The organism is Mesorhizobium sp. B2-3-2, from assembly GCF_006442295.1.
GTDB lineage: Bacteria > Pseudomonadota > Alphaproteobacteria > Rhizobiales > Rhizobiaceae > Mesorhizobium.
Genome location: NZ_VFWA01000007.1, coordinates 57,384 through 79,540 on the forward strand (window position 1 = coordinate 57,384; position 22,157 = coordinate 79,540).

Here is a 22,157-nt window from a genome sequence, read left to right on the forward strand (position 1 = left end):
GCGCCACGCGTCGACCCCCACACCGTCGAGCTGCGCTCGACGCCTCTCCCCCGATCGACGGGGGAGAGGAAGGGCCGAAGAACCTGGACCTTGGGCCGACGCTTATCTCCGGCGAAAACTCACAGGCCGTTGTCCTTCAGCACCTGGGCGGCGTTTTCCTTGGTGATCTTCTGCGTCGGCAAGGTGATGGTCTTTTCGACCTTCTCGCCGTTGAGGAACTTGATCGCCTGCCGAAGGCCCTCGGCGCCCGGGGTGACATAGGTGAAGGTCGCCGTCAGCTCGCCCTTGTTCACCATCTGCACGCCTTCATTCGGCAGGCCGTCGATGCCGATGAACTTGATGTCCTTCTCGCGGCCGACATCCTTGGCGGCGAGATAGGCGCCATAGGCCATCGGGTCGTTGTGGCCGTAGACGAGATCGATCTTCTCGTTGCTCTTCAGCGCGTTGGCCATCAGATTATAAGCCTGGTCCTGCTTCCAGTCGCCCGACTGCTGGTCGAGCAGGTACTTGATGCCCGGCTCCTTGTCGGTGAACTCATGGAAGCCGTCATGGCGGTCATGCGCCGGCTGGGTGCCCATGCCGCCCCAGATCTCGACGACATTGCCCGATGCCTTGCCCTTGCCGCCGAGCAGCTCGACGGCATATTCGCCGGCCGCGCGGCCGATCAGCTTGTTGTCGCCGCCGACGAACTGGGTGTAGTCCTTGGTGTCGACATTGCGGTCGAGCACGAAGACCGGGATCTTGGCGTCGATCGCCTGCTGCACGACGCCGGTCAGGCCGGCCGATTCCTTCGGCGACACCAAGAGCGCATCGACCTCCTGGCGGATGAGGTTCTCGACATCGGCGACCTGCTTCTCGGTCTTGTCCTCGCCGTCGGTGATAATCAGTTCGACCTCGGGATGCTTGGCGGCCTCGGCCAGTATGTCCTTGTTGAACTGCGCGCGCCAAGGCTCGATGGTGGTCACCTGCGAGAAGCCGATCTTCCACTTCTTGTCCTGGGCCAAGGCGTGGCCGGTGGAGAGCAGCGCGGTGGTGGTCAGCAATGCCGCGCCAAGGGCGGCAAGCTTCAGCGTGTCACGTCGTTTCATTTCTTGTTTCCTCCGAGATTGAGAGACCGGGTCTCTTGCGACGGCCGTTTTGCCGCGGCCGTTTCCTTGTGCGCCGCTCCGGGCAGGCGCAGATAGGCTAGGAGATCACCGGCATTGCGCTCCTGCACGAGCACCGTGCCGATGATGATCATCCCTTTCAGCACCAGCTGAAGGTTCGAATTGATGTTGTGGAGCTGCAATATGTTGGACAGCAGCCCGAAGATCAGCACGCCGCAGAAGGTCCCGGTGAGGCTGCCTCGCCCACCCATCAGGCTGGTGCCGCCGATGACCACGGCGGCGATGGCGTCGAGCTCCAGGCCGGCGCCGGCATCGGGCTTGCCTTGCCGGTACTGAGCGACATAGAGCACCGCGGCAATGCCGGCGAGCAGGCCCGAAACGGCGTAGGTGACGATCTTGACCCGGCCGGCGGCGATGCCGGAAAGCCTGGCCGCCTCCTCGTTGCCGCCGATGGCGTAGACATAGCGGCCGAAGGGCGTGAAGCGCAGCACCGCGCCATAGATCAGGATGGCGCCGAGGAAGAACAGGCCGGGCATCGGGACGACGCCGAACACCATCGAGCGCAGCAGCTCGAAATCCTCGGTGGCGTTCGAGCCGGTATAGACCGGCAGCACGGCATTGTTCTGGCCGGCGGTCAGCCGGGCGATGCCCAACGCCGTCACCATCATCGCCAGGGTGACGATGAAGGGCTGCAGCCGCCCGGCAACGATGATGAAGCCGTTGAGCGCACCGAACAGCAGGCCCACGCATGGCGCGACCAGCAGCACGCCGAGGACGCCGAATTTGGGCTCGACCTGCGGCAGCAGGTACCACAGGGAAAGACAGCACAGGACCACGCCGACGATTGCCGGCGTGACCAGGCCGCGGGCGCGGTCCAGCCTTGCGTCGCGCGAGGCATCGGCGCCGGCGCGCGACTTTTCGAGATTGAGGAAGACGAAGCGGGTGACGATGAAGCCGAGACAGAGCGCCACCAAGGCGACGGTGGGCACGCCAAGCACCACTCCCGGCGTCACGCCCGGAACCGTCAGCAGCATGGCACAGACCACCGAACAGATGGCCATCAGCGAACCGACGGAAAGATCGATGCCGCCGGTGATGATCACCGCGGTCATGCCGGTGGCGATCAGGCCGGTGGTCGACACCTGGCGCAGCACGTCGAGCAGATTACCGTAGGACAGGAAGATGTTGTTGCCCTTGGAGCTGACCGGCGAGCCCAGCACGCCGATCAGGAAGATGGCGATCAGGCCCCAATAGAGCTTGGTGCGGGACAGGAGTTTCAAGGCGGTCATGCGGCAGGTCTCGAAATCGTGCGACGCGGTGCTGCGAGACGCATGATGGCCTCCTCGCTCGCCGCATCGCGGGAAAGGATGCCGGTCTGGCGGCCATCGGCCATCACCAGGATGCGGTCGGAGAGGTGCAGCAGTTCAGGCAATTCGGAGCTGATGACGGCAATGGCCAGCCCGTCGCGCGCAAGCTTGAAGATGAGGTCGTAGATTTCGCGCTTGGCGCCGACGTCGATGCCGCGCGTCGGCTCGTCGAGAAGGAGCACGCGCGGCCGTGTCGCCAGCCATTTGCCGATGACGACCTTCTGCTGGTTGCCGCCCGACAGCGTGCCGGCTGGCTGATCGATGTCCTCGCAGCGTATGCCGAGCGCCCGGACCGCGTGGCGCGCCAGCCCCTGTTCGCCGGCCAGCGAACGGATGCCGAAGCGCGCCAGCGATCCGACCAGCGGCAACGCGACGTTGTCTGTAATGGAGGCCTGGAGATGCAGGCCTTGCGTCTTGCGATCCTCGGTCACCAGCGCAATGCCGAGGCGCCTGGCATCGCGCGGCGAGCGGATCTCGACCGGCGAGCCGCCGAGCCGGATCTCGCCGCCGGTGCGGCCATCGCTCGAGCCGAAGATCGCCTCCAGGATCTCGGTGCGCCCTGAACCCAGCAGCCCGCCAATGCCAAGGATCTCGCCTTCGGCGAGTTCGAAGCTGACGCCGTCGATCACGGTGCACCAGCCATGGGCGTCGGGTTTCGTCAGCGACAGGTTCTCGACGGAAAGCACGACTTCGCCGCCGGAACGGCGCTCCTCTTCCGAGGAGGCCAGCAGATCGCGCCCGACCATCGCCGAAATGATGGCGTTCTCGTCGAGCTCGCCCATCGGCCGCGTCAGCACGTGGCGTCCGTCGCGAAACACGGTGACCCTGCCCGCCAGGTGCATGACCTCGTCGATGCGATGCGAGATGTAGACGATGGCGACGCCGCTGTCGGCAAGCTGGCGGATGATGCGGAACAGCCTCTGGCATTCGGCTGGAGAGAGCGCCGATGTCGGCTCGTCCATGATCAGGATGCGCGCCGACATCGACAGCGCCTTGGCGATCTCGACCAGTTGCTGTTCGCCGACGCGCAAGGTGCCGACACGGGCTTCCGGGTCGAGCTCGATGCCCAGCCGCTGCAGAAGGGCGCTTGCGGCGCGGCTGCTCGCCTTGCGGTCGACGATCAGCCCGGCGATCAGCTTCTCGCGCCCGAGAAAGATGTTGTCGGCGACGCTGAGTTCGGGAACTAGGTTGAGCTCCTGGTGGATGATGGCAATGCCGGCGGCCTCGGCGTCGCGCACGCCGGCGAAATTCGCGGCCACGCCGTCGACGCGAACCGTGCCTTCATAACCCGTGTAGACACCGGAAAGGATTTTCATCAGCGTCGACTTGCCGGCGCCGTTCTCACCCATTAAGGCATGGACTTCGCCGCGCCGCAGCTCGAAACCGACATCGACCAAGGCGGCAATGCCGCCGAAGCTCTTGGAAACGCGTTCGGCGCTCAGGACGACATCCGAACGGTCCGCCGCCGCAACATCCCCACGAGCGATGGAATTTCCCTGCTCCATGACAAAGGCGGCCTCCCTTCCGTCGTCGTCTGACCTCATGAACGCTATTCTAAACGTTTCGATCCTGTCAAGCTTCTATCTGGTCACGCAGGATTGCCTCATTTCAATTCTTGCGAAAAACCGCGATATTCCGTAGGTATGAGGCATCGAGAGGCGGCGAAACGTTTCGAAATGGCAAGGTCAAGGCAGACAAGGCAGCGAAAATCGACGGCGCCGACCATGCTTCACGTGGCCGAAGCGGCGCGCGTGTCGGTCGCCACGGTCTCGGCGCTGATCAACGGCACGGCGACGGTCAGCCCGGAGCTCAGCCAGCGCATCGAGCAGGCGATCCGCGATATCGGCTACAAGCGCAATGCGATCGCCCGCAGCCTGAAAATGGGCACCACGCGCACCATTGGATTGACTGTCCCGCACATCACCAATCCTTTCTTCACCGATGTCGTGTCAGTCATCCAGCAGGCCTTCGACCGCGCCGGCTATGCGGTCATGCTGTGCTGCACGGACGAGGACCTCAACACCCAGGACGACCAGATCAGGCTGCTGCTCGACCGCATGGTCGACGGGCTGATCGTGGCGCGCGTCGGCGATGGGACGATCCTCAAGCGCATCGTCGACGACGCCAACGTGCCGGTCGTCCTGCTTGACCGCATCTGTGACGGTGTCGACACGGATGCCGTGGTGCTCGACAACCAGCGCGCCGTGTTCGACGCCATCACCTACCTGATCCATCTCGGGCACCGGCGCATCGGCTACATCACCGGAACGTCGGATATTTCACCGATGCATGATCGCATGGCGGGATATCGCGAAGCGCTTCAGGCAGCCGGTCTGCCGGTGGCCGAAGAGTTGGTGCGTTCCGGCAATTTTCATGAGATCGACGGCTATAACGCGGCCATGCAGCTGTTGTCGCTGCACGACAGGCCGAGCGCGATCTTCTCCGCCAACAATCCGATGGTGATCGGCACCATGAAGGCGATCCGTGATATCGGCCTGTCCTGCCCGGAAGATGTTTCGATCGCCTGTTTCGACGATTTTCCGTGGTCGGATGTGTTTGTCCCGCAACTGACCACGGTGGCGCAGCCGGTGCAGGCGATCGGCGAACAGGCGGCCAATTTGCTGCTCGACCGCCTTGCCGGAAATCGCGACGCGCCGCCGCGCAAGCTGGTGCTCAAGGGCCGGCTGATGATCCGTAATTCATGCCGACCGCTGGGAACGGTGGCGCAGAGCGTGAGTGCGTAGAGCGGTTCAGTCGTTGAATCGCTATCGGCAAGCGCCGAGCTGGAAATCTCACGCTGCTTGCGACAGCGATTTGTGGGCGTCAGCCAGGATTTCGAAGGACCTCACCCGAGCCGCATGGTCGAATATCTGCGCGGTGACCATCAATTCATCGGCGCCGGTGCGGCGAACGAAGGCGTCGATGCCTTGCCGCACCGTTTCCGGCGAGCCGACCACGGCGCAGGACAGCGCCTGGCCGAGCATGGACTTGGCCATCGGATCGAGATCGCGGTCATAGTTCTCGACCGGTGGTGGCAATTTTCCGGGGCGCCCGGTGCGCAAATTGACGAAGGCCTGCTGCAGCGAGGTGAACAGCAGCCGCGCCTCCTCGTCGGTGGGCGCGGCAAAGACGTTGAGGCCGAGCATGACATAGGGCTTGTCGAGCTGTTCCGACGGCTGGAAACGCGAGCGGTAGATGTCCAGCGCATGGTCTAGCTCGGCCGGCGCGAAATGCGAGGCAAAGGCGTAGGGCAGGCCGAGCATGGCGGCAAGCTGGGCGCCATACAGGCTGGAGCCGAGAATCCAGACCGGCACGGTCTGGCCTTCGCCCGGCACGGCGCGCAGGCGCTGGCCTTCTTCCGCCGGCAGGAAATAGCCCATCAGCTCGACGACGTCCTGCGGGAAATTGTCGGCGCCGGCCTCGAGATTGCGGCGCAAGGCGCGCGCCGTGTTCATGTCCGTACCGGGCGCCCTGCCGAGGCCGAGATCGATGCGGCCGGGGAACAAGGCGGCCAGCGTGCCGAACTGCTCGGCGATGACCAGCGGCGAGTGATTGGGCAGCATGATGCCGCCGGCGCCGACGCGAATGGTCTTGGTGCCGCCCGCGACATGGGCGATGACGACCGAGGTGGCGGCACTGGCGATGCCGGGCATGTTGTGATGCTCGGCCAGCCAATAGCGCTTGTAGCCCAGCCGCTCGGCATGGCGGGCAAGATCAAGCGAATTGGCCAGCGACTGCGAGGCATCGCTGCCTTCGACGATCGGCGACAGGTCGAGGACGGAAAGTTCGGTCATAGACGACATCCTTTGAGGAAATCGGATGTAGGAAGTGCCGGCCTGGGTCGCAAATTCAAATTCTTGAACCTGACTTTTCGCAACGGCGAGCATGCCGGGCCTGGAGTAGCTTACCCTTTCGCGTTTGCCGGCGCCGGGCCCTCCTCGTCCTCGAGAGTGATGGTATGCTGAGCGGCGAGAAAATTGCCGACAGGGCTGAGCCCGTCGAAGTGATCGCAGAAGACCTTGACGACGACCAGCAGCGGCACCGCCATCAGCGCACCGACAAAGCCCCACAGCCATGACCAGAAGGCAATGGCGATGAAGATCGCCACGGCGTTGATCTCGAGCCGCCGGCCGACAACCATCGGCGTCACGAATTGGCCTTCGACGACGTCGCACAAAATCAGGAAGGCAGGCGCCAGCAACGCATAGGAGATCGTGTCGAAGCTGATCAGCGCGATGATCGTGACCACGATGAGCGTGATCATCGCCCCGACATAGGGCAGGAAATTGAGCAGAGCGGCCGTGGCGCCCCAGACGAACGGATTGGGCATGCCGAGCGCCCACAGGCCAAGGCCGATGACCGTGCCGAGACCGATATTGATGATGGTGACGGTGAGCAGATAGTGCGAGATTTCCTGCTCCACGTCGTAAACGACACGCAGCGCCCGCTTCTTCTCGGTGAGGCTGGCGAAGGACTGGATGATCTTTTCGTAGAACATCGTGCCCGAAGCGAGCAGGAACAGTGACAGCACGAAGATGATGGTCAGGCTTGTTCCCGCCGAGAGAATGTTCGAGGCCGCCGACGACAGGAAGCCAGACTGGGCTACCGCTACTTTCTGTATGCCCGGCTCCTGCGACGTCTCGGTGAGGCCTTCGATCTGATGTGTAACCTCCATGATCCTCTCGAGCGGAGGCCGCAAATGCGCCAGCCGCTCGGTCAACCGCTGGCCGATCGACGAGGTGTTGTTGATGAGATCGATCACCGGGCCGCTCAGCAGGTAGCCGGCGCTGGCGAAGAGGCAGAGGGACAGAAGCACCAGAAGCGTCGCCGAAATCACCTCGGGGATGCCGCGCTTGCGCAGAAGCCTGACGATCGGCGTCAGCGTCAATGCCAGCAGAAAAGCCAGTATGACCGGCATGAAGAAGGCACGGGCGAAATAGAGCGCATAGACGGCCATGAAAATGAAGATGCCGACGAGCAGCGAGCGTATCAGATGGGTGTCGGCGCGGGCGACGATGCGCGCCTCTTCTGCTTCGGAAACGCCCGCACCCGAAGCGGTGGGGTCAGCTTTCATCACGGTCCCTCGACGGCGCACCGCAATAGGCGCACCCACTGACGAAAACGCCCCTGCCGCTCCAAGGTTCCGTTAGCCGGCGTCGAGGAACCCCGACATTGAGGACCCTTGCCGCACGGCTTTGCACCAGCTTCGGCTCACGTCGGAGCGTTGCGTATTACATGCCATGTAATTGAACGCGCGCAGCCGGCGGGCCGCGCAACATGCTGCACCTCCTATTCGATCCGGACGGCATGCGCCCGTTCGTCGCCAATTGGCCTGAGGTGGCGCAGAGCTTGTTTGAGCGTGTCTACCGCGAATCCATCGGTCGCGTGGTCGACGAGAAGACAAAGGACTTGCTGGCGGCGCTGCTTGCCTATCCGGATGTAAAAAACGAATGGAAGAACCCGGTGGCGATCGGCTTCATGCCCGTCATTCCGCTTGGGTTCATCAGGGAAGACCGTGTCCTGAATTATTTTTCGATGGTCACCACCGTGGGCACTCCCCAGACTGTTGCCGCCCAGGAGCTTCGCATCGAGTGCCTGTTCCCGGCCGATGAGGCGACCGAGATCCATCATGGCATGATGATGGATGAGGCTCGTGCTGGTGCTGCGCAACGGCCAGGCGAGCACGCCGATTGACGGGCGGCTCTGAGCGAAGCCCGCATCTGCGGCCTCATTCGAGATCATACGGCAGGCGCCGGGGCCGGGCCGGCGTCGGCCGTTTCCTTGCGCACGATCGGCGCCACCCTGGTGCCGTAGAGTTCGATCGCCTTCATGACCTTGGCATGGGGCATGATGCCGATCGCCATCTGCAGCAGGAAGCGGTCGTTGCCGAAGATCTTGTGCTGGGCGACGATCTTCTCGGCGACCTGCTCGGGATTGCCGACGAACAAGGCGCCGCTCGGGCCGCGCGACTGGTCGAAATGCGCCCGCGAGGTCGGACCCCAGCCGCGCTCGCGGCCGATGCGGTTCATCACCTCGGCCTGCGGGCCATAGAAATCGTCGGCCGCCTTCTCGGTCGTCTCGGCGATGAAGCCGTGGACGTTGATGCTGGTGGCAAGGCCCTTCGGATCGGCGCCCGCACGCCTGGCGGCCTCGCGGTAGAGGTCGAAGAGCGGCGCGAACCGCGCCGGCTCGCCGCCGATGATGGCGAGCGCCAGCGGCAGGCCGAGCGCGCCCGCGCGGGCGGCGGACTGCGGCGTGCCGCCGATGGCGATCCAGATCGGCAGTTTTTCCTGCAAGGGGCGTGGGTAGACGCCGCGATCGTTGATCGGCGCGCGCAGATTGCCCGACCAGGTGATCTTCACCTGATCGCGGATGGCGAGCAGCAGGTCGAGCTTTTCGGCGAACAGCTCGTCATAATCCTCGAGCTTGTAGCCGAACAGCGGAAAGGATTCGATGAACGAGCCGCGCCCGGCCATGATCTCGGCACGTCCGCCGGAAAGAAGGTCGAGCGTGGCGAATTGCTGGAAGGCGCGGACCGGATCGTCCGAGGACAGGACAGTGACGGCGCTGGTCAGTTTTATGCGCTTGGTGTGCTCGGCCGCCGCAGCCAGCGCCACCACGGGCGCGGACGCGGCATAGTCCGGCCGGTGGTGCTCGCCGAGGCCGAAAACGTCGAGGCCGACCTCATCGGCCAGTTCGATCTCCTCGATCAGGTTGCGCAGCCGCTCGTGCGGGCCGATTGCGCCAGGGCCCGGCTGCGGGCTGACGTCGGCGAAAGTGTAGAGACCGAGTTCCATCTGGTGTCATCCTGGCGTTTGATTTTCGCGCTAGAGGTAGCGATCAGCCGGCATCGCCACCAGAGGGTCCGACTGCGAACAGTGCGTGTCCGTTTCGGCCGCAAAGGCGTCTCCCGGCTGCAACAGCACGGAATTTCATGGCTGGCATACCGTTTTGGCGCTTGAACTCCCGGTTTTCGCGCGTATGTAAGCGTCGCGAATTGACTTCAGGGAAGTGGACTTGGCTATCTACAGGGAAAAAGACATTTTCGAGCGGCGCAACGCCGCGAACGAGGCAAAGAAGGCGCTTCTGGAGCGCTTCAAGTCAAAGCCGGCGGCGGACGATCCCGCAGTGCTGGCGCGACAGGCTGAACGCAAGGCTATCCTTGCGGCGCGTGAGATACGCGAGGCCGAGAAGGCGAGGCTGAAGCAGGAAAGGCTGGCACGCGAGGCAATCGAGAAGGCCGAGCGCGAGGCCGCAGCCGAAGCCGCACGGATCGCGGCCGAAGAGGCGGCGCAGGCGGAAGCCAGGATTCGTGAAGCCGAAGAGGCCGAGCGTATCGCGCGTCTTTTGGCCGACGAGGCCGAGCGCAAGGCCAAGCGCGATGCGCGCTATGCGGCGCGCAAGGCGCGCACCGGCAGGACGCCGCCGGGCTTTACCGGCCGCTAGCCTCAGACCGCCGGAGCAATCTGCTTCGAGGATCAGGGTCGCTGCGAAGCGGCCCTGCATGCGTTTGTCCGCGCGCCAGTTCATGCGATTGCCGGCGCCGGTCGTGATGCGACTTTCGCGGATTGCTCTGTTTGCTTCGACGCAATTCCGGACGGATGCCGCTTCGCACTTCTCCTGGATTGCTTTACGCCGCGAATTTCAGCCCCATAATGCCACAGACGATGAGCGCGATGCAGGCGAGCCTGATCACGGTCGCCGGCTCGCCGAGCAGCCAGATACCGAGCAGCGCCGTTCCGACCGTGCCGATACCGGTCCACACCGCATAGGCGGTGCCGACGGGCAGCGCCTTCAGCGCCAGTCCAAGCAGCGTGAGGCTGACGATCATCGAGGCGACCGTGAGCACGGTCGGGACGAGCCGGGTGAATCCGTCGGTGTATTTGAGGCCTATTGCCCAGCCGATCTCGAACAGGCCGGCGAAAAACAGAAAAATCCACGACATGGGGAACGCTCCAGCCAAGCATCGCACCGGTCTCCGTTTCAGGACAATGCGATACGCGATCGACAGAGCACCGCGGCAGCCGTCCGGCTGCCGATGCCCTATCAAACAATGGGCGGGTCGTCCCGACCGGATTTCAGAAGATGTGGGGTCGTCCCCGCACCAGATATTGTATGTCCTAACATCCGATCAACAGACTGCCGGCGGTGTTTCGAATGCCGCCGGCGAACTCCGTCCCGAGGCACGCGAAAGCCTATTTTTCCTTGAGCCTCGTTGCCTTGACCGGCGGCGCCTTGAGCGTGGGAGCAGCGGCTGGCTTCTTGGCATCCTTCTTAGGCTTCCGGGCTTCCTTGCCTGCCTTCATCGCACCTTTTGCCATGATTCGTTCCTCCAATTGCGGGAAGCGAAGTGAAACAAGAGAAATGCCTCTAGGCAAGGGGCTGTTCGCGGTCACGGCCGCGAAAATCCGGCAACCTGTTTCGAGGGCCTTTATGAATCTCAACCGGCGCGCACGGACTTGAACGGATAGGGGTTGATGCGTCGTGGATGGCCGGGGAATTTCGCGGGCCGGCAGCACGATCTCAAGGAAATCGGGTCCCACTTTTCCTGGAATTGCTCTAGACTTCGCGCGTCGGACAGGACGACAGGGAAGCAATGGCGGGACATGGCGGCTCTCGAACGGTCATCTACGCGGCGCTCGCCGGCAATCTCGCGATCGCGCTGACCAAATTCGCCGCGGCCTTCTTCACCGGCAGTTCGGCGATGCTTTCGGAGGGCGTGCATTCGCTGGTCGATACCGGCAATGGCGGTCTGCTGCTGTATGGCATGCATCGCGCTGCACGCCCGGCCACCCGCGCGCATCCCCTCGGCCATGGCCGCGAGCTCTACTTCTGGAGCTTCATCGTGGCGCTTCTCGTCTTCGCGCTCGGCGCCGGCGTATCCTTCTACGAAGGCGTGACGCACATCATTGCGCCGCAACCGGCCGCCAATGTCAGGGTCAACTACATCGTGCTCGGCCTGTCGTTCCTGTTCGAGGGCAGCTCGTGGCTGGTGGCGCTGAGGGAATTCCGCCGGCAGAAGGGCCGGCAGGGCTGGCTGCAGGCCGTGCAATCGAGCAAGGATCCAAGCGTCTACACGGTGCTGTTCGAAGACAGTGCCGCGCTTCTCGGCCTGATCGTCGCCTTTGCCGGCATATTGGCGGCGGAGATTTTCGAGATGCCGGAACTGGACGGCGTCGCCTCGATCGGCATTGCTCTGATCCTGGGTGCGACCGCGGCCTTCCTGGCGCGTGAAAGCAAGGGGCTGCTCATCGGCGAGCCTGCTTCACCGGAGGTGCAGAAAGAAGTGCTGGCGATCGCCCAGCAGGATCCGGCCGTGCAGCGGGCGAACGGCGTGCTCACGGTCCACATGGGGCCGGAAGAGATCGTCGCCGGCCTGAGCATCGAATTCGAGGACCATCTGTCGGCACCGGAAATCGAAGCCTGCGTCGAGCGCATCGAAGCGCGGTTGAGGAAGGAAATGCCCGAGATCACCCGGCTGTTCGTCAAGCCGCAGACGTCAGGCACCTGGGAACAGCGGCGCAAGCTGATCGAATCCGCATCCGAGTAGAGCTTGAACATGGTCTCGAGACCGCGTTCCACCTCTCGCGATCATGCCTCTGGATCAGCGTCGCGTCGTTGCCTTGCGCCGCTGCGCCGCTAAGATCGGCCGATCGAATTCTTGGAGGACTGATTATGAAGATCGACGGCGGCTGTCATTGTGGCGCCATCACCTATGAGGCGGAGGTCGAGCCGGAAAAGACCTCGATCTGCCATTGTACCGATTGCCAACAGCTGACCGGCACGGCCTTTCGCGTCACCGTTCCGGCATCTGAAGATCACTACCGGATCACCAGGGGTACGCCGAAGATCTACATCAAGACCGTGGCAAGCGGCGCCAAGCGCGTCCAGGCCTTTTGTGGCGACTGCGGCTCGCACCTTTACGCCACGTCGGTCGGAGATGGCCCCAAGGTCTACGGCATTCGCGTGGGAACCGCGCGGCTACGCCAGGATTTGATTCCGACACTGCAAAAATGGCACCGCTCGGCGCTTCACTGGCTACCTGAATTTCAGGGCATGACCACAGTGGAGGAGCAGTAGCGCCGGCCCGGTGCGGCGCCTCATTCGTCGCCTTCGACGACCCTCAGCCTGAGCTGGCCGGTCTTTGAATCGGCAACGCGCGGGGAATCGACAACGCGCGGGCCGGGTTCGGGCTTGGCAGGGGCTGGTGACGCGATATCAGGGCCGGCTTCGCCACCGGGCTGCGCACCGAACTCCAGAGCTTCGATCTTCTGGCCGCGCTTGGTCACCTTCGACGTCGAGACGAGGATGTCGTCTATATCCTTGGCCGACTGGGCAAAATGGCCCTGCAATTTGCGCACTCGCTCGTCGACGCGCGAAACATCCTCCATCAGCCGGATCACCTCGCCCTGGATCAAGTGTGCCTGCTCGCGCATGCGGGCATCCTTGAGAATCGCCTGGATGACCTGGATCGACAGCATCAGCAGCGACGGCGAGACGATGACGACGCGGGCGCGGTGCGCCTTCTGCACCACCGCCTCGAAATTCTCGTGGATCTCGGCAAACACCGATTCCGACGGCACGAACATGAAGGCGGTGTCCTGCGTCTCGCCCTGGATCAGATATTTTTCCGCGATATCGCGGATATGCACCTCGATGTCGCGGCGGAAGGCCTGCGCCGCGACCTTCTGCTGTTCGACGCCTTCGGCGGCGCGGATGGCATTCCAGGCTTCCAGTGGAAACTTGGCGTCGACGGCAAGCGACGGCGCGCCGTTGGGCATGCGCACCAGGCAATCGGGCCGGCTGCCGTTGGACAAGGTCGCCTGGAACTCGTAGGCGCCGTGGGGCAGGCCGTCGGCGACGATCGCTTCCATGCGCGACTGGCCGAAGGCGCCGCGCGTCTGCTTGTTGGAGAGGATCGCCTGCAATTGCACGACCTGGCCGGCGAGCGACTGGATATTGCCTTGCGCGGTGTCGATGACGGCCAGCCGCTCCTGCAATTTGGCCAGGCTTTCATGCGTGGACCTGGTCTGCTCGGTCATGGTCTGGCCGAGGCGGCCAGTCATGGCGTCGAGGCGCTGGCCGATCGACTGCGTCAGCTCCGCCTGCCGCGCGCCGAAGACTTCCGCGATGGCGCCCATGCGACCCTGCATCTCAGCTTGGCTTTGCAATATACCGGCCATCCGCGCCTCGGCATCGCGGGCATGGTCGGCGGCTTCGGCGGCGGCAACAGCACGCGCCTTGGCCGAGCGCCACAGCGCGACGACAAGCGCCACGAACAGGCCAAGAAACACAAAGGCACCGAAAGCCAGCGCATGGCCGAGCGTGATCGTGGTCGCGCCAAGCCGGGCGACAGGCTCCGAAAGGATGGATGTCAGGTCGTTCATGCGCACAGCATAGACGATTCGGTCGGCCAGCACAGATCAAAACGTGAACGATCCCCCAGCGCACCGGTTGACGCCCTTTATTCAAGGTCTTAGGTGAGACGCCATGCCGATCAAGCCGCTCATCATCCTTCCCGACCCCATCCTGCGCCAGGTTTCCAAGCCGGTGGAGCGCGTCGATGCACCCTTGCGCAAACTGGCCGACGACATGCTGGCGACCATGTATGACGCGCCCGGCATCGGGCTGGCCGCGATCCAGATCGGCGAGCCGCTGCGCATGCTGGTGATCGACCTCGCCAAGGAGGACGAGACGCCGGCGCCGCATGTCTTCATCAACCCAGAAATCCTGGAAAGCGCCGACCAGCGCTCCGTCTACGAGGAAGGCTGCCTGTCCATCCCCGACTATTATGCCGAGGTCGAACGCCCGGCTTCCGTGCGGGTCAAATATCTCGACCGCGACGGCAAGCTGCAGGAGATGGAGGCCGAGGGGCTGATGGCAACCTGCCTGCAGCATGAGATCGACCATCTCAACGGCGTGCTGTTCATCGACCACATTTCGAAGCTGAAGCGCGACATGGTGGTGAAGAAGTTCAAGAAGCTGGCCAAGGACAAGGCTCCGGGCAAGCTGGTGGGATAGGGGACAAATGCCCCTTCGCGTCATTTTCATGGGGACGCCGGAGTTTTCGGTGCCGACGTTGCGCGCGATTGCCGAGGCCGGACATGATGTCGCCGCCGTCTACACGCAGCCGCCGCGAGCCGCCGGCCGGCGCGGCCTTGAGCTGACGCCGTCGCCGGTACAGCGCGAGGCGGAACGGCTGGGCATCGAAACGCGCACGCCGACGTCGCTCAAGGGCGAGGCCGAACAGGCATCTTTTCGCGCGTTGCAAGCCGATATCGGCGTGGTCGTGGCTTACGGCCTGCTTTTGTCCAGGGCGGTTCTCGAGGCGGCGCGACTGGGCTGCATCAACGGTCATGCGTCGCTGTTGCCGCGGTGGCGCGGTGCGGCGCCCATCCAACGGGCGATCATGGCGGGCGACAGCGAAACCGGCATGATGGTCATGCGCATGGAAGAAGGCCTCGACACCGGCCCGGTGGGGCTGGTTGAAAAATGCGTCATCGAACCCGACATGACCGCCGGCGATCTGCATGATCGATTGATGAGCGTCAGCGCCGCACTGATCGTGGAAGCGCTGGCGCGGCTGGAAAGGAATAGCCTGGCATTCACCGCCCAACCGGTTGAGGGGGTGACCTACGCCAAAAAGATCGATAAATCCGATACGCACGTGGATTGGACGCGACCCGCGGCCGAAGTCCACAATAACATTCGCGGCCTGTCGCCCTTCCCCGGCGCCTGGTGCGAGGTTGAAATCGGTGGCCGGGTGGAACGGCTGAAACTGCTTCGCTCGACGCTTGCGCAAGGCGGGGGCGAACCGGGAGGAATTCTCGACGACCGCCTGACGGTCGCCTGCGGAGCGGGCGCGATCCGGCTGGTCGAAGTTCAACGGGCGGGCGGAAGGCCCGCCGCCGCGCAAGAATTCCTGCGCGGGACCAAGATCGAAAAAGGAATGAAACTGTCATGAGCATGATGTCGATACGCGCGGCGACGCCGCGGGATCGCGAGGCCATCCGCCTCGTCGAGGAACACGCTTTCGGCCAGCAGGCGGAAGCCGGGCTGGTTGACGCGCTGGTTTCCGGCGGCGACGCCGTTGTCGAACTGGTGGCGGAAGAAGACGGGCAAGTGGTCGGCCACATCCTGTTTTCGCGGCTTTTCGTCCGCGCCGGCGGCAAGGATTTTCCGGCGGTGGCACTGGCGCCGCTGGCGGTGGAGCCATCGTTTCACGGCACCGGCATTGGCGGCGCGCTGATCCGCGAGGCTCACATCCGCCTACGCGACGCCGGCGAGACGCTGGCCGTGGTGCTGGGCGACCCCGCCTACTACAGCCGTTTCGGCTACAGCCATGCGCGCGCCGAAGGCTTCGAGAGCGACTACCAGGGCGAGGCGCTGCAGGCGCTGGCCTGGGGCGACGCTCCCGAAACCGGCCGGCTGGTCTACGCCTCGGCCTTCACCGCACTCGCCGCCTAGGCGAGTGCGTATAGCCGCCCGGCATGCCGCGTTTTCGCCTCGACATCGAATATGACGGCAGCCTGTTTGCCGGCTGGCAGCACCAGGCGGACCAGCCTTCGGTGCAGCAGGCGATCGAGCAGGCGATCGAAAAATTCTGCGGCCAGCAGGTCCGCTTGCGGGCTGCCGGCCGTACCGATGCCGGCGTGCATGCGACGGCCCAGGTGGCGCATGTCGACCTGGCCAAGGCCTGGCCGGACGACAAGGTGCGCGATGCCGTCAACGCGCATCTGCAGGCCGCCGGCAATCGCATCGCGATCTTGAAAGCCACGACCGTCGTCGACGGCTTCGATGCCCGCTTCTCGGCCATCGGCCGCCACTATCTCTACCGCATCCTAAACCGGCGCGCGCCCTCGGCGCTGGAAAAGGGCAAGGTCTGGTGGGTGCCGAAGCGGCTCGACGCCGCTGCCATGCACGAAGCCGCCAAAGTGCTGCTCGGGCGGCACGATTTCACCACCTTCCGCTCCACGCAATGCCAGGCCGAGAGCCCGGTGCGCACGCTCGACCGTCTTGACGTCAACCGTTCGGGCGACATGATCGAAGTCAGAGCCTCGGCGCGTTCCTTCCTGCACAACCAGGTGCGCTCGATGGTCGGCTCGCTCAAGCGCGTCGGCGAAGGCGCATGGACGGCCGGCGATCTCAAGGCGGCGCTCGAGGCGCACGACCGCGCCGCCTGCGGCCAGGTGGCGCCGCCCGACGGGCTTTTTCTGGTCGCCGTCGATTATCCCGGATAGAGTCCCGAAAGGCTCTGAGCTCCGGTGTCCGGAACCGTGATTCCAAGCAGCGCCTGCAGCCCGAACAGCACGATCAGCGAAGCGATGAACATGCCAACGAAGACAGCGGTCCCGATTGCGGCACCTCTGCCGATAGTCGCGTTGGTCATGCGCCAGGTCAGCACCATCGAGAGCGCGAACAACAGCAGCGACACAAGGCTGGAGATCTGGCTCGCCGAGGTCAGGAAAAGCCTGATCAGTGCCGACGGCAGCATCAGCCAGGCGGTGATAGCCGAAGCCCAGTTCGAGGCCACGACATAGTGGACGAAGCGGCCGCCGATGCCGGCGCGCGGCGCGACCAGAGCGAGTGCGACCAGAGGCAGCACCCAGGAACCGATATCGACTGTCGCCAGCCGCAACAGCATGCTGAAGCGGCCAGCGAAGGCATCGGGATCGCCGATCTCGTTGGCGATGCCGACCCAGCCGACGATCAATGCCGGCGCCGCAACGACGATGGCGAAAAAGGAATTCCAGAAACCATCGGCAGACAGGTCGAGCAGACGCAGGCCATCGGCCCTGCCGAGCATCAGTCGCCAGGCGCCGGTCAGCGAAACTTGGGTTTCGTCCGCCGAAAGCATGCTGCTCAGTCCTGTCCGAACCAGTCTTCGATGAAGCGCTGATAGATTTGCGTCAGCGTCTCGAGATCGGCAAGAGCGACGCTTTCGTCGACCATGTGCATGGTCTTGCCGACCAGGCCGAATTCGACCACCGGGCAATAGTCCTTGATGAAGCGCGCATCCGATGTGCCGCCGGAGGTGGACAGCGCCGGCGCTCTGCCGACCACCGTCTTGACCGAGCCGCTCAATGTCTCGATCAGCCGGTCGTCGCGGGTCAGGAAGACATGGCTCGGTCGGTCGCGCCAGACGAGGTCGTAGTCGACCGGCATCTCCTTGCCCGGCCGGTATTTCTTGCGGCCCGCCGCCTGGTCGAGACGATTGTGGATTTCGGCCTGTATGGTCTCGGCGGTCCAGCTGTCATTGAAGCGGATGTTGAAGGTGGCGGTCGCCTTGGCTGGAATGACGTTGGTGGCCGGGTTGCCTACGTCGATGGACGTCACCTCCAGATTGGTCGGCTGGAAATCCTTCGTGCCCTCATCGAAGACGGGATGCAGCAAAGCATCGACCAGGCTCATCAGCCCGCGTACCGGATTGTCGGCAAGCAAGGGATAGGCGACATGGCCCTGGCGGCCATTGACGGTGATGTCGCCCGACAGCGAGCCGCGCCGACCGATTTTTATCATGTCGCCGAGCGCAGCCGGGTTGGTCGGCTCGCCGACGATCGATGCATCCCATTTCTCGCCCCTGGAAGCCGCCCATTCGAGCAGCTTCGTGGTGCCGTTGATGGCCGGGCCTTCCTCGTCGCCGGTGATCAGCAGCGAGACCGAACCTTTCGGGCCGCCATTCGTCTCGACATGGCGCGCTATCGCGGCGATGAAACAGGCGATGCCGCCCTTCATGTCGACCGCACCCCGGCCATACATCTCGCCATTGGCGATCTCGGCGCCGAAGGGCGGATGCGTCCAGGCGGCTTCGTCCCCGACCGGCACCACGTCGGTGTGTCCGGCGAACATCAGATGCGGGCCATTGCCGGAGCGCCTGGCATAAAGGTTCTCGATATCGGGCGTGCCGTCTTCCGAAAACACCGGGCGATCGACGAGAAAGCCGAGCGGTTCCAGCATCGTCTGCAATGCTGTCAGCGCACCGCCTTCGGCCGGCGTCACGGAGGCGCAACGGATGAGGGCGGCAAGGTTTGCGGCGGGATCGGTCGGCAGCGTCATGGCAAAAGCGATAGTCGAAAGCTGAAGGCCTGTCACGGCCAGACGTAGGGGCCAGTCCTATGACCGGCGATACCGCCGACATTATGGTTTTCATGTCGTATAGTCGTGGGCCCGGTGCGGAGCGACAGGATGGCAAACGGGGACAAGAGAATCGTCATTGCCGGCGCCGGCAGCATCGGCTGCTATGCCGGCGGCTGCCTGGCGCTCGCCGGGCGCAAGGTGATTCTGCTGGCCCGGCCGCGCATCGAGGCGGCCCTGCGGCAAGGCGGATTGCGGGTCAGCGACCTTGAGGGCCGCGACCGGCGCCTTGAGCCGCAAGCGCTTGCCGTCACCACGGATCCAACCGCCGCCTTGCCGGAGGCGGACGTGATCCTGGTCACCGTCAAGAGCGGCGCGACGCGGGAAATGGCTGCGCTCATTGCCGCGCATGCCCCGCCGGACGCCGTGGTGGTGAGCCTGCAGAACGGCATCGACAATGGCGACAGGCTGCGCACCGGTATCAGCGGGCGAACAGTGCTGGCGGGCATGGTGCCGTTCAATGTCGTGCAATCGGCCGAGGGCGAATTGCCGCTGCGTGTCCACCGCGCCAGCGACGGCAAGGTCGTGATCGAGGACAGCGATGCCGGTTTGATCAGCCTTCTCGGCGTCGAAGGGTTCCGGGTTGAAGCCCATGCCGACATGAAAGCCGTGCTGTGGGGCAAGCTTTTGATGAATTTGAACAATGCGCTGGTGGCGCTTTCGGGCCTGCCGCTGGCGAGCGAGCTTGCCGACCGGCACTGGCGGCTGATCCTGGCAAGACAGATCGACGAGGCGCTCCAGGCCATGAGGGCGTCAGGCATCGAGCCGGCGCGGGTCGCCGGCTTGCGGCCGGCGCTGTTGCCCATGGTGCTCCGCCTCCCCGATTGGCTGTTCAGGCTGCTGGCGCGGCGGATGCTGGCCATCGACCCGGAGGCGCGTTCCTCCATGTGGGACGATCTGCAGCGCGGCCGGCCGACGGAGATCGGCGATTTGCAAGGCGCCGTTCTTCGCCTGGCGCAAGAAGCAGGCACACCGGCGCCGACGGTCCGGCGGATCATTGCCCTGGTGCGTGAGGCGGAAGCGGCCGGGCGTGGATCGCCCGGTTTCAGTGCGGATCAGGTCGCCGCGCCTGAAGCGCGTCGGGTCTGAACGACTTCAGGCGACGCGCATCAGGCCTTTGTTTTCATGCATGTCGCCAGTAGCGCATTGGCGACATGCGGCGCTCAGGGTTCGGCCGGTGCATTGGTGCGCCTGCCATAGCGGTTGGGTCCTGGCTGGCCCGGAAACAGGCAAAGTACAACGAAGGCGACGATCGAGACGACCGGCACGAACAGGACCAACGCCGCGACGCCGGGCTTGTCGAGGTCGTGCAGCCGCTTCACCGCCAGCGCGATGTTCGACCACAGCGAGGCAATGAAGGCGATGAAGAAGACGAACGACCACATATTGCTCTCGGGCGAGCCTTCCGCCACCAGCGTGAAGCGGTAGAGCGGGAAGGCCTGGATGATGGCCACGAGCAGCCCGCCAAGAAAATAGGCCGCGCGGCTGACGCGGCCCGATGTCTTGAAGAAAAGCCAAGTGAGGTTGGATCTGTTAGGCAAGCGGGTCCCGTCCATATTGATTGACACCCCGGGTGCCTTCGAAACTCGTCAGCAGATATTTCCAGTCCATGTCACCCTCCATGTTGAACCGGCGCGACCGATCGTCGCGCCGGCGGAAGGTGCGCCCGCTTTCCAAAAAGATCAATCGCGCAGCAATTCGTTGATCGACGTCTTGGACCGGGTCCTGGCATCGACCCGCTTGACGATGACCGCGCAATAGAGACTTGGACCCGGCTCATTGTTCGGAAACGGCTTGCCAGGCAGCGAACCGGCTACGACGACGGAATTCGGCGGCACTTCGCCGTAGAAAATCTCGCCGGTGGCGCGGTCGACGATCTTGGTCGACTGGCCAATGAAGACGCCCATGCCGAGCACCGAGCCCTCGCGCACGATGCAGCCTTCGACCACTTCCGAGCGCGCGCCGATGAAGCAATTGTCCTCGATAATGGTGGGACCGGCCTGCATCGGCTCCAGCACGCCGCCGATGCCGACGCCACCCGACAGGTGCACATTCTTGCCGATCTGGGCGCAGGAGCCCACCGAAGCCCAGGTATCGACCATGGTGCCCGAATCTACATAGGCGCCGACATTGACGAAGGACGGCATCAGCACGGCGCCCGGCGCGACATAGGCCGAGCGGCGCACGACCGACGACGGCACGGCGCGGAAACCGGCCTTCTCGAAATCGACGGCGCTCCAGCCGTCGAACTTCGACGGCACCTTGTCCCACCACACGGCCTGGCCGGGACCGCCCTTGATGATCTCCATCGGGTTCAGCCGGAAGGACAAAAGGACGGCTTTCTTCAGCCATTGGTTGACGTGCCACTGGCCATCGGCCTGGCGCTCGGCAACGCGGGCGGTGCCGCGGTCGAGCAGATCGAGCGCCGACTGGATGGCATCGCGTGTCTCGCCTCTGGTCGCCGTCGAAATCGCGTCACGTTCCTCGAAGGCCCTGTCGATGGTCTTTTCGAGGCTCGCCAGATCCGGCTTCGACATGAATTCGCTCCATTACCAGGCTGTTAAGGGGCTGAGCCTTAACCTGTTTTGAAAATCGCGCGGACCCTATGTGAAGGCAGAGTAGGGGTCAATCGCGACTGCGCCATGGGACGGCGCAAGTAAATGAAATGGACGGACCTGACATCATGACACCCATGGAAAAGGCGGGCTGGACGCCGCTGCCGCATTCGGACGAGGATCTGGAGCGGGCCAGGAGCGTGCCGGACACGCCGCAGACGCGCGCCGAGACCTACCGCCTGGCGTGGAACGATCCCGACTTCATGACGCGGCGCGAACTGCGCGCGGTCAGGCTGCAGCTCGAACTCCTGAAGCCGGAGATGATCCTGGCCGAGCGCGGTATCCGCTCGACCGTGGTCCTGTTCGGGGGCGCGCGGCTGCCTGAACCCGGCGGCGAGGCCTGGGCTGCCAAAAACGAGACGCAGAAGAAGAACCTCGAGGAAAACAGCAAATATTACGAGGAAGCGCGCAAATTCGCCCGCCTCTGCTCGCAGCAATCGGCCAGTTCGTATTACCGCGAATATGTCGTGGTGACCGGCGGCGGGCCCGGCGTCATGGAGGCCGGCAATCGCGGCGCCGACGATGTCGGCGCGCCCTCCATCGGCCTTAACATCGTTCTGCCGCACGAGCAGGCGCCCAACGCCTATGTGACGCCGGAACTCTGTTTCAACTTCCACTATTTCGCCATCCGCAAGATGCATTTCGTCATGCGCGCCAAGGCCGTCGCGGTGTTTCCCGGCGGCTTCGGCACGATGGACGAATTCTTCGAGACGCTGACGCTAATCCAAACCGGGCGCATGGAGCGCGTGCCGGTGATCCTGTTCGGCAAATCCTTCTGGAAACGGGCGATCGACCTCGATTTCCTCGCCGAGCAAGGCACGATCAGTCCCGGCGACCAGGACATCATCGATTTCGTCGACACCGCCGACGAGGCCTGGGGCATCATCAGCCGGTTCTACAAGTTAGGGGACTAGTGAGTAGTGAGTGATAAGCCG

At 64.1% G+C, this 22,157-nt stretch carries 23 protein-coding genes and 1 pseudogene; 11 read left to right on the forward strand and 13 right to left on the reverse strand.

The annotated features are described in order from the left end of the window. Positions 1–119 precede the first annotated feature (119 nt). The 3 genes from FJ964_RS17845 to FJ964_RS17855 are packed head-to-tail and all read right to left on the reverse strand — an operon-like array spanning position 120 to position 3,978. A complete protein-coding gene (locus tag FJ964_RS17845) occupies positions 120–1,088 on the reverse strand; it encodes a substrate-binding domain-containing protein (RefSeq protein WP_140551609.1) in 969 nt (322 codons plus the stop codon). After that, on the reverse strand, positions 1,085–2,395 hold the full coding sequence (locus FJ964_RS17850; protein ID WP_140551610.1) for an ABC transporter permease: 1,311 nt from the start codon (positions 2,393–2,395) through the stop codon (positions 1,085–1,087). Before FJ964_RS17850 ends, FJ964_RS17845 begins: the two co-directional genes overlap by 4 nt. Then, positions 2,392–3,978: a sugar ABC transporter ATP-binding protein gene (locus tag FJ964_RS17855; protein WP_140551774.1), complete on the reverse strand. Its 1,587-nt coding sequence runs from the start codon at positions 3,976–3,978 to the stop codon at positions 2,392–2,394. The genes FJ964_RS17850 and FJ964_RS17855 overlap by 4 nt, the downstream gene beginning before the upstream one ends. Positions 3,979–4,197: 219 nt before the next feature. On the opposite strand from FJ964_RS17855, the gene FJ964_RS17860 reads away from it, so the two are divergent. Then, positions 4,198–5,217 carry a LacI family DNA-binding transcriptional regulator gene (locus FJ964_RS17860; protein WP_140551611.1) on the forward strand — a complete coding sequence of 340 codons (1,020 nt, stop codon included), beginning with the start codon at positions 4,198–4,200 and terminating at the stop codon, positions 5,215–5,217. Between the two features lie 48 nt (positions 5,218–5,265). On the opposite strand, the gene FJ964_RS17865 is transcribed toward FJ964_RS17860, so the two are convergent. Both FJ964_RS17865 and FJ964_RS17870 read right to left on the reverse strand, forming a co-directional pair. Beyond that, positions 5,266–6,267: an LLM class flavin-dependent oxidoreductase gene (locus FJ964_RS17865; protein ID WP_140551612.1), complete on the reverse strand. Its 1,002-nt coding sequence runs from the start codon at positions 6,265–6,267 to the stop codon at positions 5,266–5,268. A gap of 110 nt (positions 6,268–6,377) precedes the next feature. Next, on the reverse strand, positions 6,378–7,547 hold the full coding sequence (locus tag FJ964_RS17870) for an AI-2E family transporter (RefSeq protein ID WP_140551613.1): 1,170 nt from the start codon (positions 7,545–7,547) through the stop codon (positions 6,378–6,380). Positions 7,548–7,741: 194 nt separating this feature from the next. Between FJ964_RS17870 and FJ964_RS17875 the strand changes: the two are divergent. Next, positions 7,742–8,167: pseudogene (locus tag FJ964_RS17875) on the forward strand (transcriptional regulator); the annotation flags it as partial. A 44-nt stretch (positions 8,168–8,211) separates the two neighbouring features. Here FJ964_RS17875 and FJ964_RS17880 read toward each other — a convergent pair. Beyond that, positions 8,212–9,270 (reverse strand): LLM class flavin-dependent oxidoreductase, encoded by a 1,059-nt coding sequence (locus FJ964_RS17880; RefSeq protein ID WP_140551614.1) that lies wholly within the window; start codon positions 9,268–9,270, stop codon positions 8,212–8,214. 220 nt (positions 9,271–9,490) lie between these two features. Here FJ964_RS17880 and FJ964_RS17885 point away from each other — a divergent pair, with 220 nt between their 5' ends. Further along, positions 9,491–9,919 carry a DUF6481 family protein gene (locus tag FJ964_RS17885; protein ID WP_140551615.1) on the forward strand — a complete coding sequence of 143 codons (429 nt, stop codon included), beginning with the start codon at positions 9,491–9,493 and terminating at the stop codon, positions 9,917–9,919. Between the two features lie 184 nt (positions 9,920–10,103). On the opposite strand, the gene sugE is transcribed toward FJ964_RS17885, so the two are convergent. Together sugE and FJ964_RS31005 are read right to left on the reverse strand one after the other, a co-directional pair. Continuing rightward, complete coding sequence (gene sugE, locus FJ964_RS17890) at positions 10,104–10,418, reverse strand: quaternary ammonium compound efflux SMR transporter SugE (protein WP_140491423.1); 315 nt, start codon at positions 10,416–10,418, stop codon at positions 10,104–10,106. Positions 10,419–10,668: 250 nt separating this feature from the next. Then, on the reverse strand, positions 10,669–10,869 hold the full coding sequence (locus FJ964_RS31005; protein ID WP_181172521.1) for a hypothetical protein: 201 nt from the start codon (positions 10,867–10,869) through the stop codon (positions 10,669–10,671). Positions 10,870–11,069: 200 nt separating this feature from the next. Here FJ964_RS31005 and FJ964_RS17900 point away from each other — a divergent pair, with 200 nt between their 5' ends. Next, positions 11,070–12,023, forward strand: coding sequence for a cation diffusion facilitator family transporter (locus FJ964_RS17900; RefSeq protein ID WP_140551616.1), 954 nt, complete (start codon positions 11,070–11,072; stop codon positions 12,021–12,023). Positions 12,024–12,148: 125 nt separating this feature from the next. After that, positions 12,149–12,553: a GFA family protein gene (locus FJ964_RS17905; RefSeq protein ID WP_140551617.1), complete on the forward strand. Its 405-nt coding sequence runs from the start codon at positions 12,149–12,151 to the stop codon at positions 12,551–12,553. 20 nt (positions 12,554–12,573) lie between these two features. On the opposite strand, the gene FJ964_RS17910 is transcribed toward FJ964_RS17905, so the two are convergent. Next, positions 12,574–13,860, reverse strand: a complete 1,287-nt coding sequence (locus FJ964_RS17910; RefSeq protein WP_140551618.1) for a DNA recombination protein RmuC — start codon at positions 13,858–13,860, stop codon at positions 12,574–12,576. 103 nt (positions 13,861–13,963) lie between these two features. On the opposite strand from FJ964_RS17910, the gene def reads away from it, so the two are divergent. Genes def through truA form a run of 4 tightly spaced genes read left to right on the forward strand, consistent with a single transcriptional unit; the run spans position 13,964 to position 16,713 of the window. Further along, entirely contained in the window at positions 13,964–14,494 is a 531-nt protein-coding gene (gene def / locus FJ964_RS17915) for a peptide deformylase (protein ID WP_056573548.1), read from the forward strand. 7 nt (positions 14,495–14,501) lie between these two features. Beyond that, entirely contained in the window at positions 14,502–15,437 is a 936-nt protein-coding gene (gene fmt, locus FJ964_RS17920) for a methionyl-tRNA formyltransferase (RefSeq protein WP_140551619.1), read from the forward strand. After that, the gene (locus tag FJ964_RS17925) at positions 15,434–15,940 is read left to right on the forward strand and encodes an N-acetyltransferase (RefSeq protein WP_140551620.1); all 507 of its coding nucleotides are present in this window, start codon (positions 15,434–15,436) and stop codon (positions 15,938–15,940) included. Before fmt ends, FJ964_RS17925 begins: the two co-directional genes overlap by 4 nt. A gap of 23 nt (positions 15,941–15,963) precedes the next feature. After that, positions 15,964–16,713, forward strand: coding sequence for a tRNA pseudouridine(38-40) synthase TruA (truA, locus tag FJ964_RS17930; protein WP_140551621.1), 750 nt, complete (start codon positions 15,964–15,966; stop codon positions 16,711–16,713). On the opposite strand, the gene FJ964_RS17935 is transcribed toward truA, so the two are convergent. Together FJ964_RS17935 and dapE are read right to left on the reverse strand one after the other, a co-directional pair. After that, positions 16,701–17,330 carry a transporter gene (locus FJ964_RS17935; RefSeq protein WP_140514320.1) on the reverse strand — a complete coding sequence of 210 codons (630 nt, stop codon included), beginning with the start codon at positions 17,328–17,330 and terminating at the stop codon, positions 16,701–16,703. The genes truA and FJ964_RS17935 overlap by 13 nt on opposite strands. A gap of 5 nt (positions 17,331–17,335) precedes the next feature. Then, positions 17,336–18,529, reverse strand: coding sequence for a succinyl-diaminopimelate desuccinylase (gene dapE / locus FJ964_RS17940; RefSeq protein WP_140551622.1), 1,194 nt, complete (start codon positions 18,527–18,529; stop codon positions 17,336–17,338). Positions 18,530–18,658: 129 nt separating this feature from the next. Between dapE and FJ964_RS17945 the strand changes: the two genes are divergently transcribed. Further along, complete coding sequence (locus FJ964_RS17945) at positions 18,659–19,696, forward strand: 2-dehydropantoate 2-reductase (RefSeq protein ID WP_140551623.1); 1,038 nt, start codon at positions 18,659–18,661, stop codon at positions 19,694–19,696. A gap of 74 nt (positions 19,697–19,770) precedes the next feature. Here FJ964_RS17945 and FJ964_RS17950 read toward each other — a convergent pair whose 3' ends face one another. Together FJ964_RS17950 and dapD are read right to left on the reverse strand one after the other, a co-directional pair. Beyond that, positions 19,771–20,148 carry a DUF805 domain-containing protein gene (locus tag FJ964_RS17950; RefSeq protein WP_224658961.1) on the reverse strand — a complete coding sequence of 126 codons (378 nt, stop codon included), beginning with the start codon at positions 20,146–20,148 and terminating at the stop codon, positions 19,771–19,773. 141 nt (positions 20,149–20,289) lie between these two features. Then, positions 20,290–21,144: a 2,3,4,5-tetrahydropyridine-2,6-dicarboxylate N-succinyltransferase gene (gene dapD, locus FJ964_RS17955; protein WP_140551625.1), complete on the reverse strand. Its 855-nt coding sequence runs from the start codon at positions 21,142–21,144 to the stop codon at positions 20,290–20,292. A gap of 146 nt (positions 21,145–21,290) precedes the next feature. On the opposite strand from dapD, the gene FJ964_RS17960 reads away from it, so the two are divergent. Beyond that, positions 21,291–22,136, forward strand: coding sequence for an LOG family protein (locus FJ964_RS17960; protein ID WP_140551626.1), 846 nt, complete (start codon positions 21,291–21,293; stop codon positions 22,134–22,136). Positions 22,137–22,157: the final 21 nt, after the last annotated feature.

Bases quoted from the DNA above. Each gene is read 5' to 3' on its own strand.
- FJ964_RS17945 (WP_140551623.1), top strand. From the start codon at position 18,659: ATGGCAAACGGGGACAAGAGAATCGTCATTGCCGGCGCCGGCAGCATC.
- FJ964_RS17880 (WP_140551614.1), bottom strand. From the start codon at position 9,270: ATGGAACTCGGTCTCTACACTTTCGCCGACGTCAGCCCGCAGCCGGGC.
- FJ964_RS17855 (WP_140551774.1), bottom strand. From the start codon at position 3,978: ATGGAGCAGGGAAATTCCATCGCTCGTGGGGATGTTGCGGCGGCGGAC.
- dapE (WP_140551622.1), bottom strand. From the start codon at position 18,529: ATGACGCTGCCGACCGATCCCGCCGCAAACCTTGCCGCCCTCATCCGT.
- FJ964_RS17910 (WP_140551618.1), bottom strand. From the start codon at position 13,860: ATGAACGACCTGACATCCATCCTTTCGGAGCCTGTCGCCCGGCTTGGC.
- FJ964_RS17845 (WP_140551609.1), bottom strand. From the start codon at position 1,088: ATGAAACGACGTGACACGCTGAAGCTTGCCGCCCTTGGCGCGGCATTG.
- def (WP_056573548.1), top strand. From the start codon at position 13,964: ATGCCGATCAAGCCGCTCATCATCCTTCCCGACCCCATCCTGCGCCAG.
- FJ964_RS17960 (WP_140551626.1), top strand. From the start codon at position 21,291: ATGACACCCATGGAAAAGGCGGGCTGGACGCCGCTGCCGCATTCGGAC.
- FJ964_RS17900 (WP_140551616.1), top strand. From the start codon at position 11,070: ATGGCGGGACATGGCGGCTCTCGAACGGTCATCTACGCGGCGCTCGCC.
- sugE (WP_140491423.1), bottom strand. From the start codon at position 10,418: ATGTCGTGGATTTTTCTGTTTTTCGCCGGCCTGTTCGAGATCGGCTGG.
- FJ964_RS17870 (WP_140551613.1), bottom strand. From the start codon at position 7,547: ATGAAAGCTGACCCCACCGCTTCGGGTGCGGGCGTTTCCGAAGCAGAA.
- dapD (WP_140551625.1), bottom strand. From the start codon at position 21,144: ATGTCGAAGCCGGATCTGGCGAGCCTCGAAAAGACCATCGACAGGGCC.
- fmt (WP_140551619.1), top strand. From the start codon at position 14,502: ATGCCCCTTCGCGTCATTTTCATGGGGACGCCGGAGTTTTCGGTGCCG.
- FJ964_RS17935 (WP_140514320.1), bottom strand. From the start codon at position 17,330: ATGCTTTCGGCGGACGAAACCCAAGTTTCGCTGACCGGCGCCTGGCGA.
- truA (WP_140551621.1), top strand. From the start codon at position 15,964: ATGCCGCGTTTTCGCCTCGACATCGAATATGACGGCAGCCTGTTTGCC.
- FJ964_RS17925 (WP_140551620.1), top strand. From the start codon at position 15,434: ATGAGCATGATGTCGATACGCGCGGCGACGCCGCGGGATCGCGAGGCC.
- FJ964_RS17905 (WP_140551617.1), top strand. From the start codon at position 12,149: ATGAAGATCGACGGCGGCTGTCATTGTGGCGCCATCACCTATGAGGCG.
- FJ964_RS17860 (WP_140551611.1), top strand. From the start codon at position 4,198: ATGCTTCACGTGGCCGAAGCGGCGCGCGTGTCGGTCGCCACGGTCTCG.
- FJ964_RS17850 (WP_140551610.1), bottom strand. From the start codon at position 2,395: ATGACCGCCTTGAAACTCCTGTCCCGCACCAAGCTCTATTGGGGCCTG.
- FJ964_RS17865 (WP_140551612.1), bottom strand. From the start codon at position 6,267: ATGACCGAACTTTCCGTCCTCGACCTGTCGCCGATCGTCGAAGGCAGC.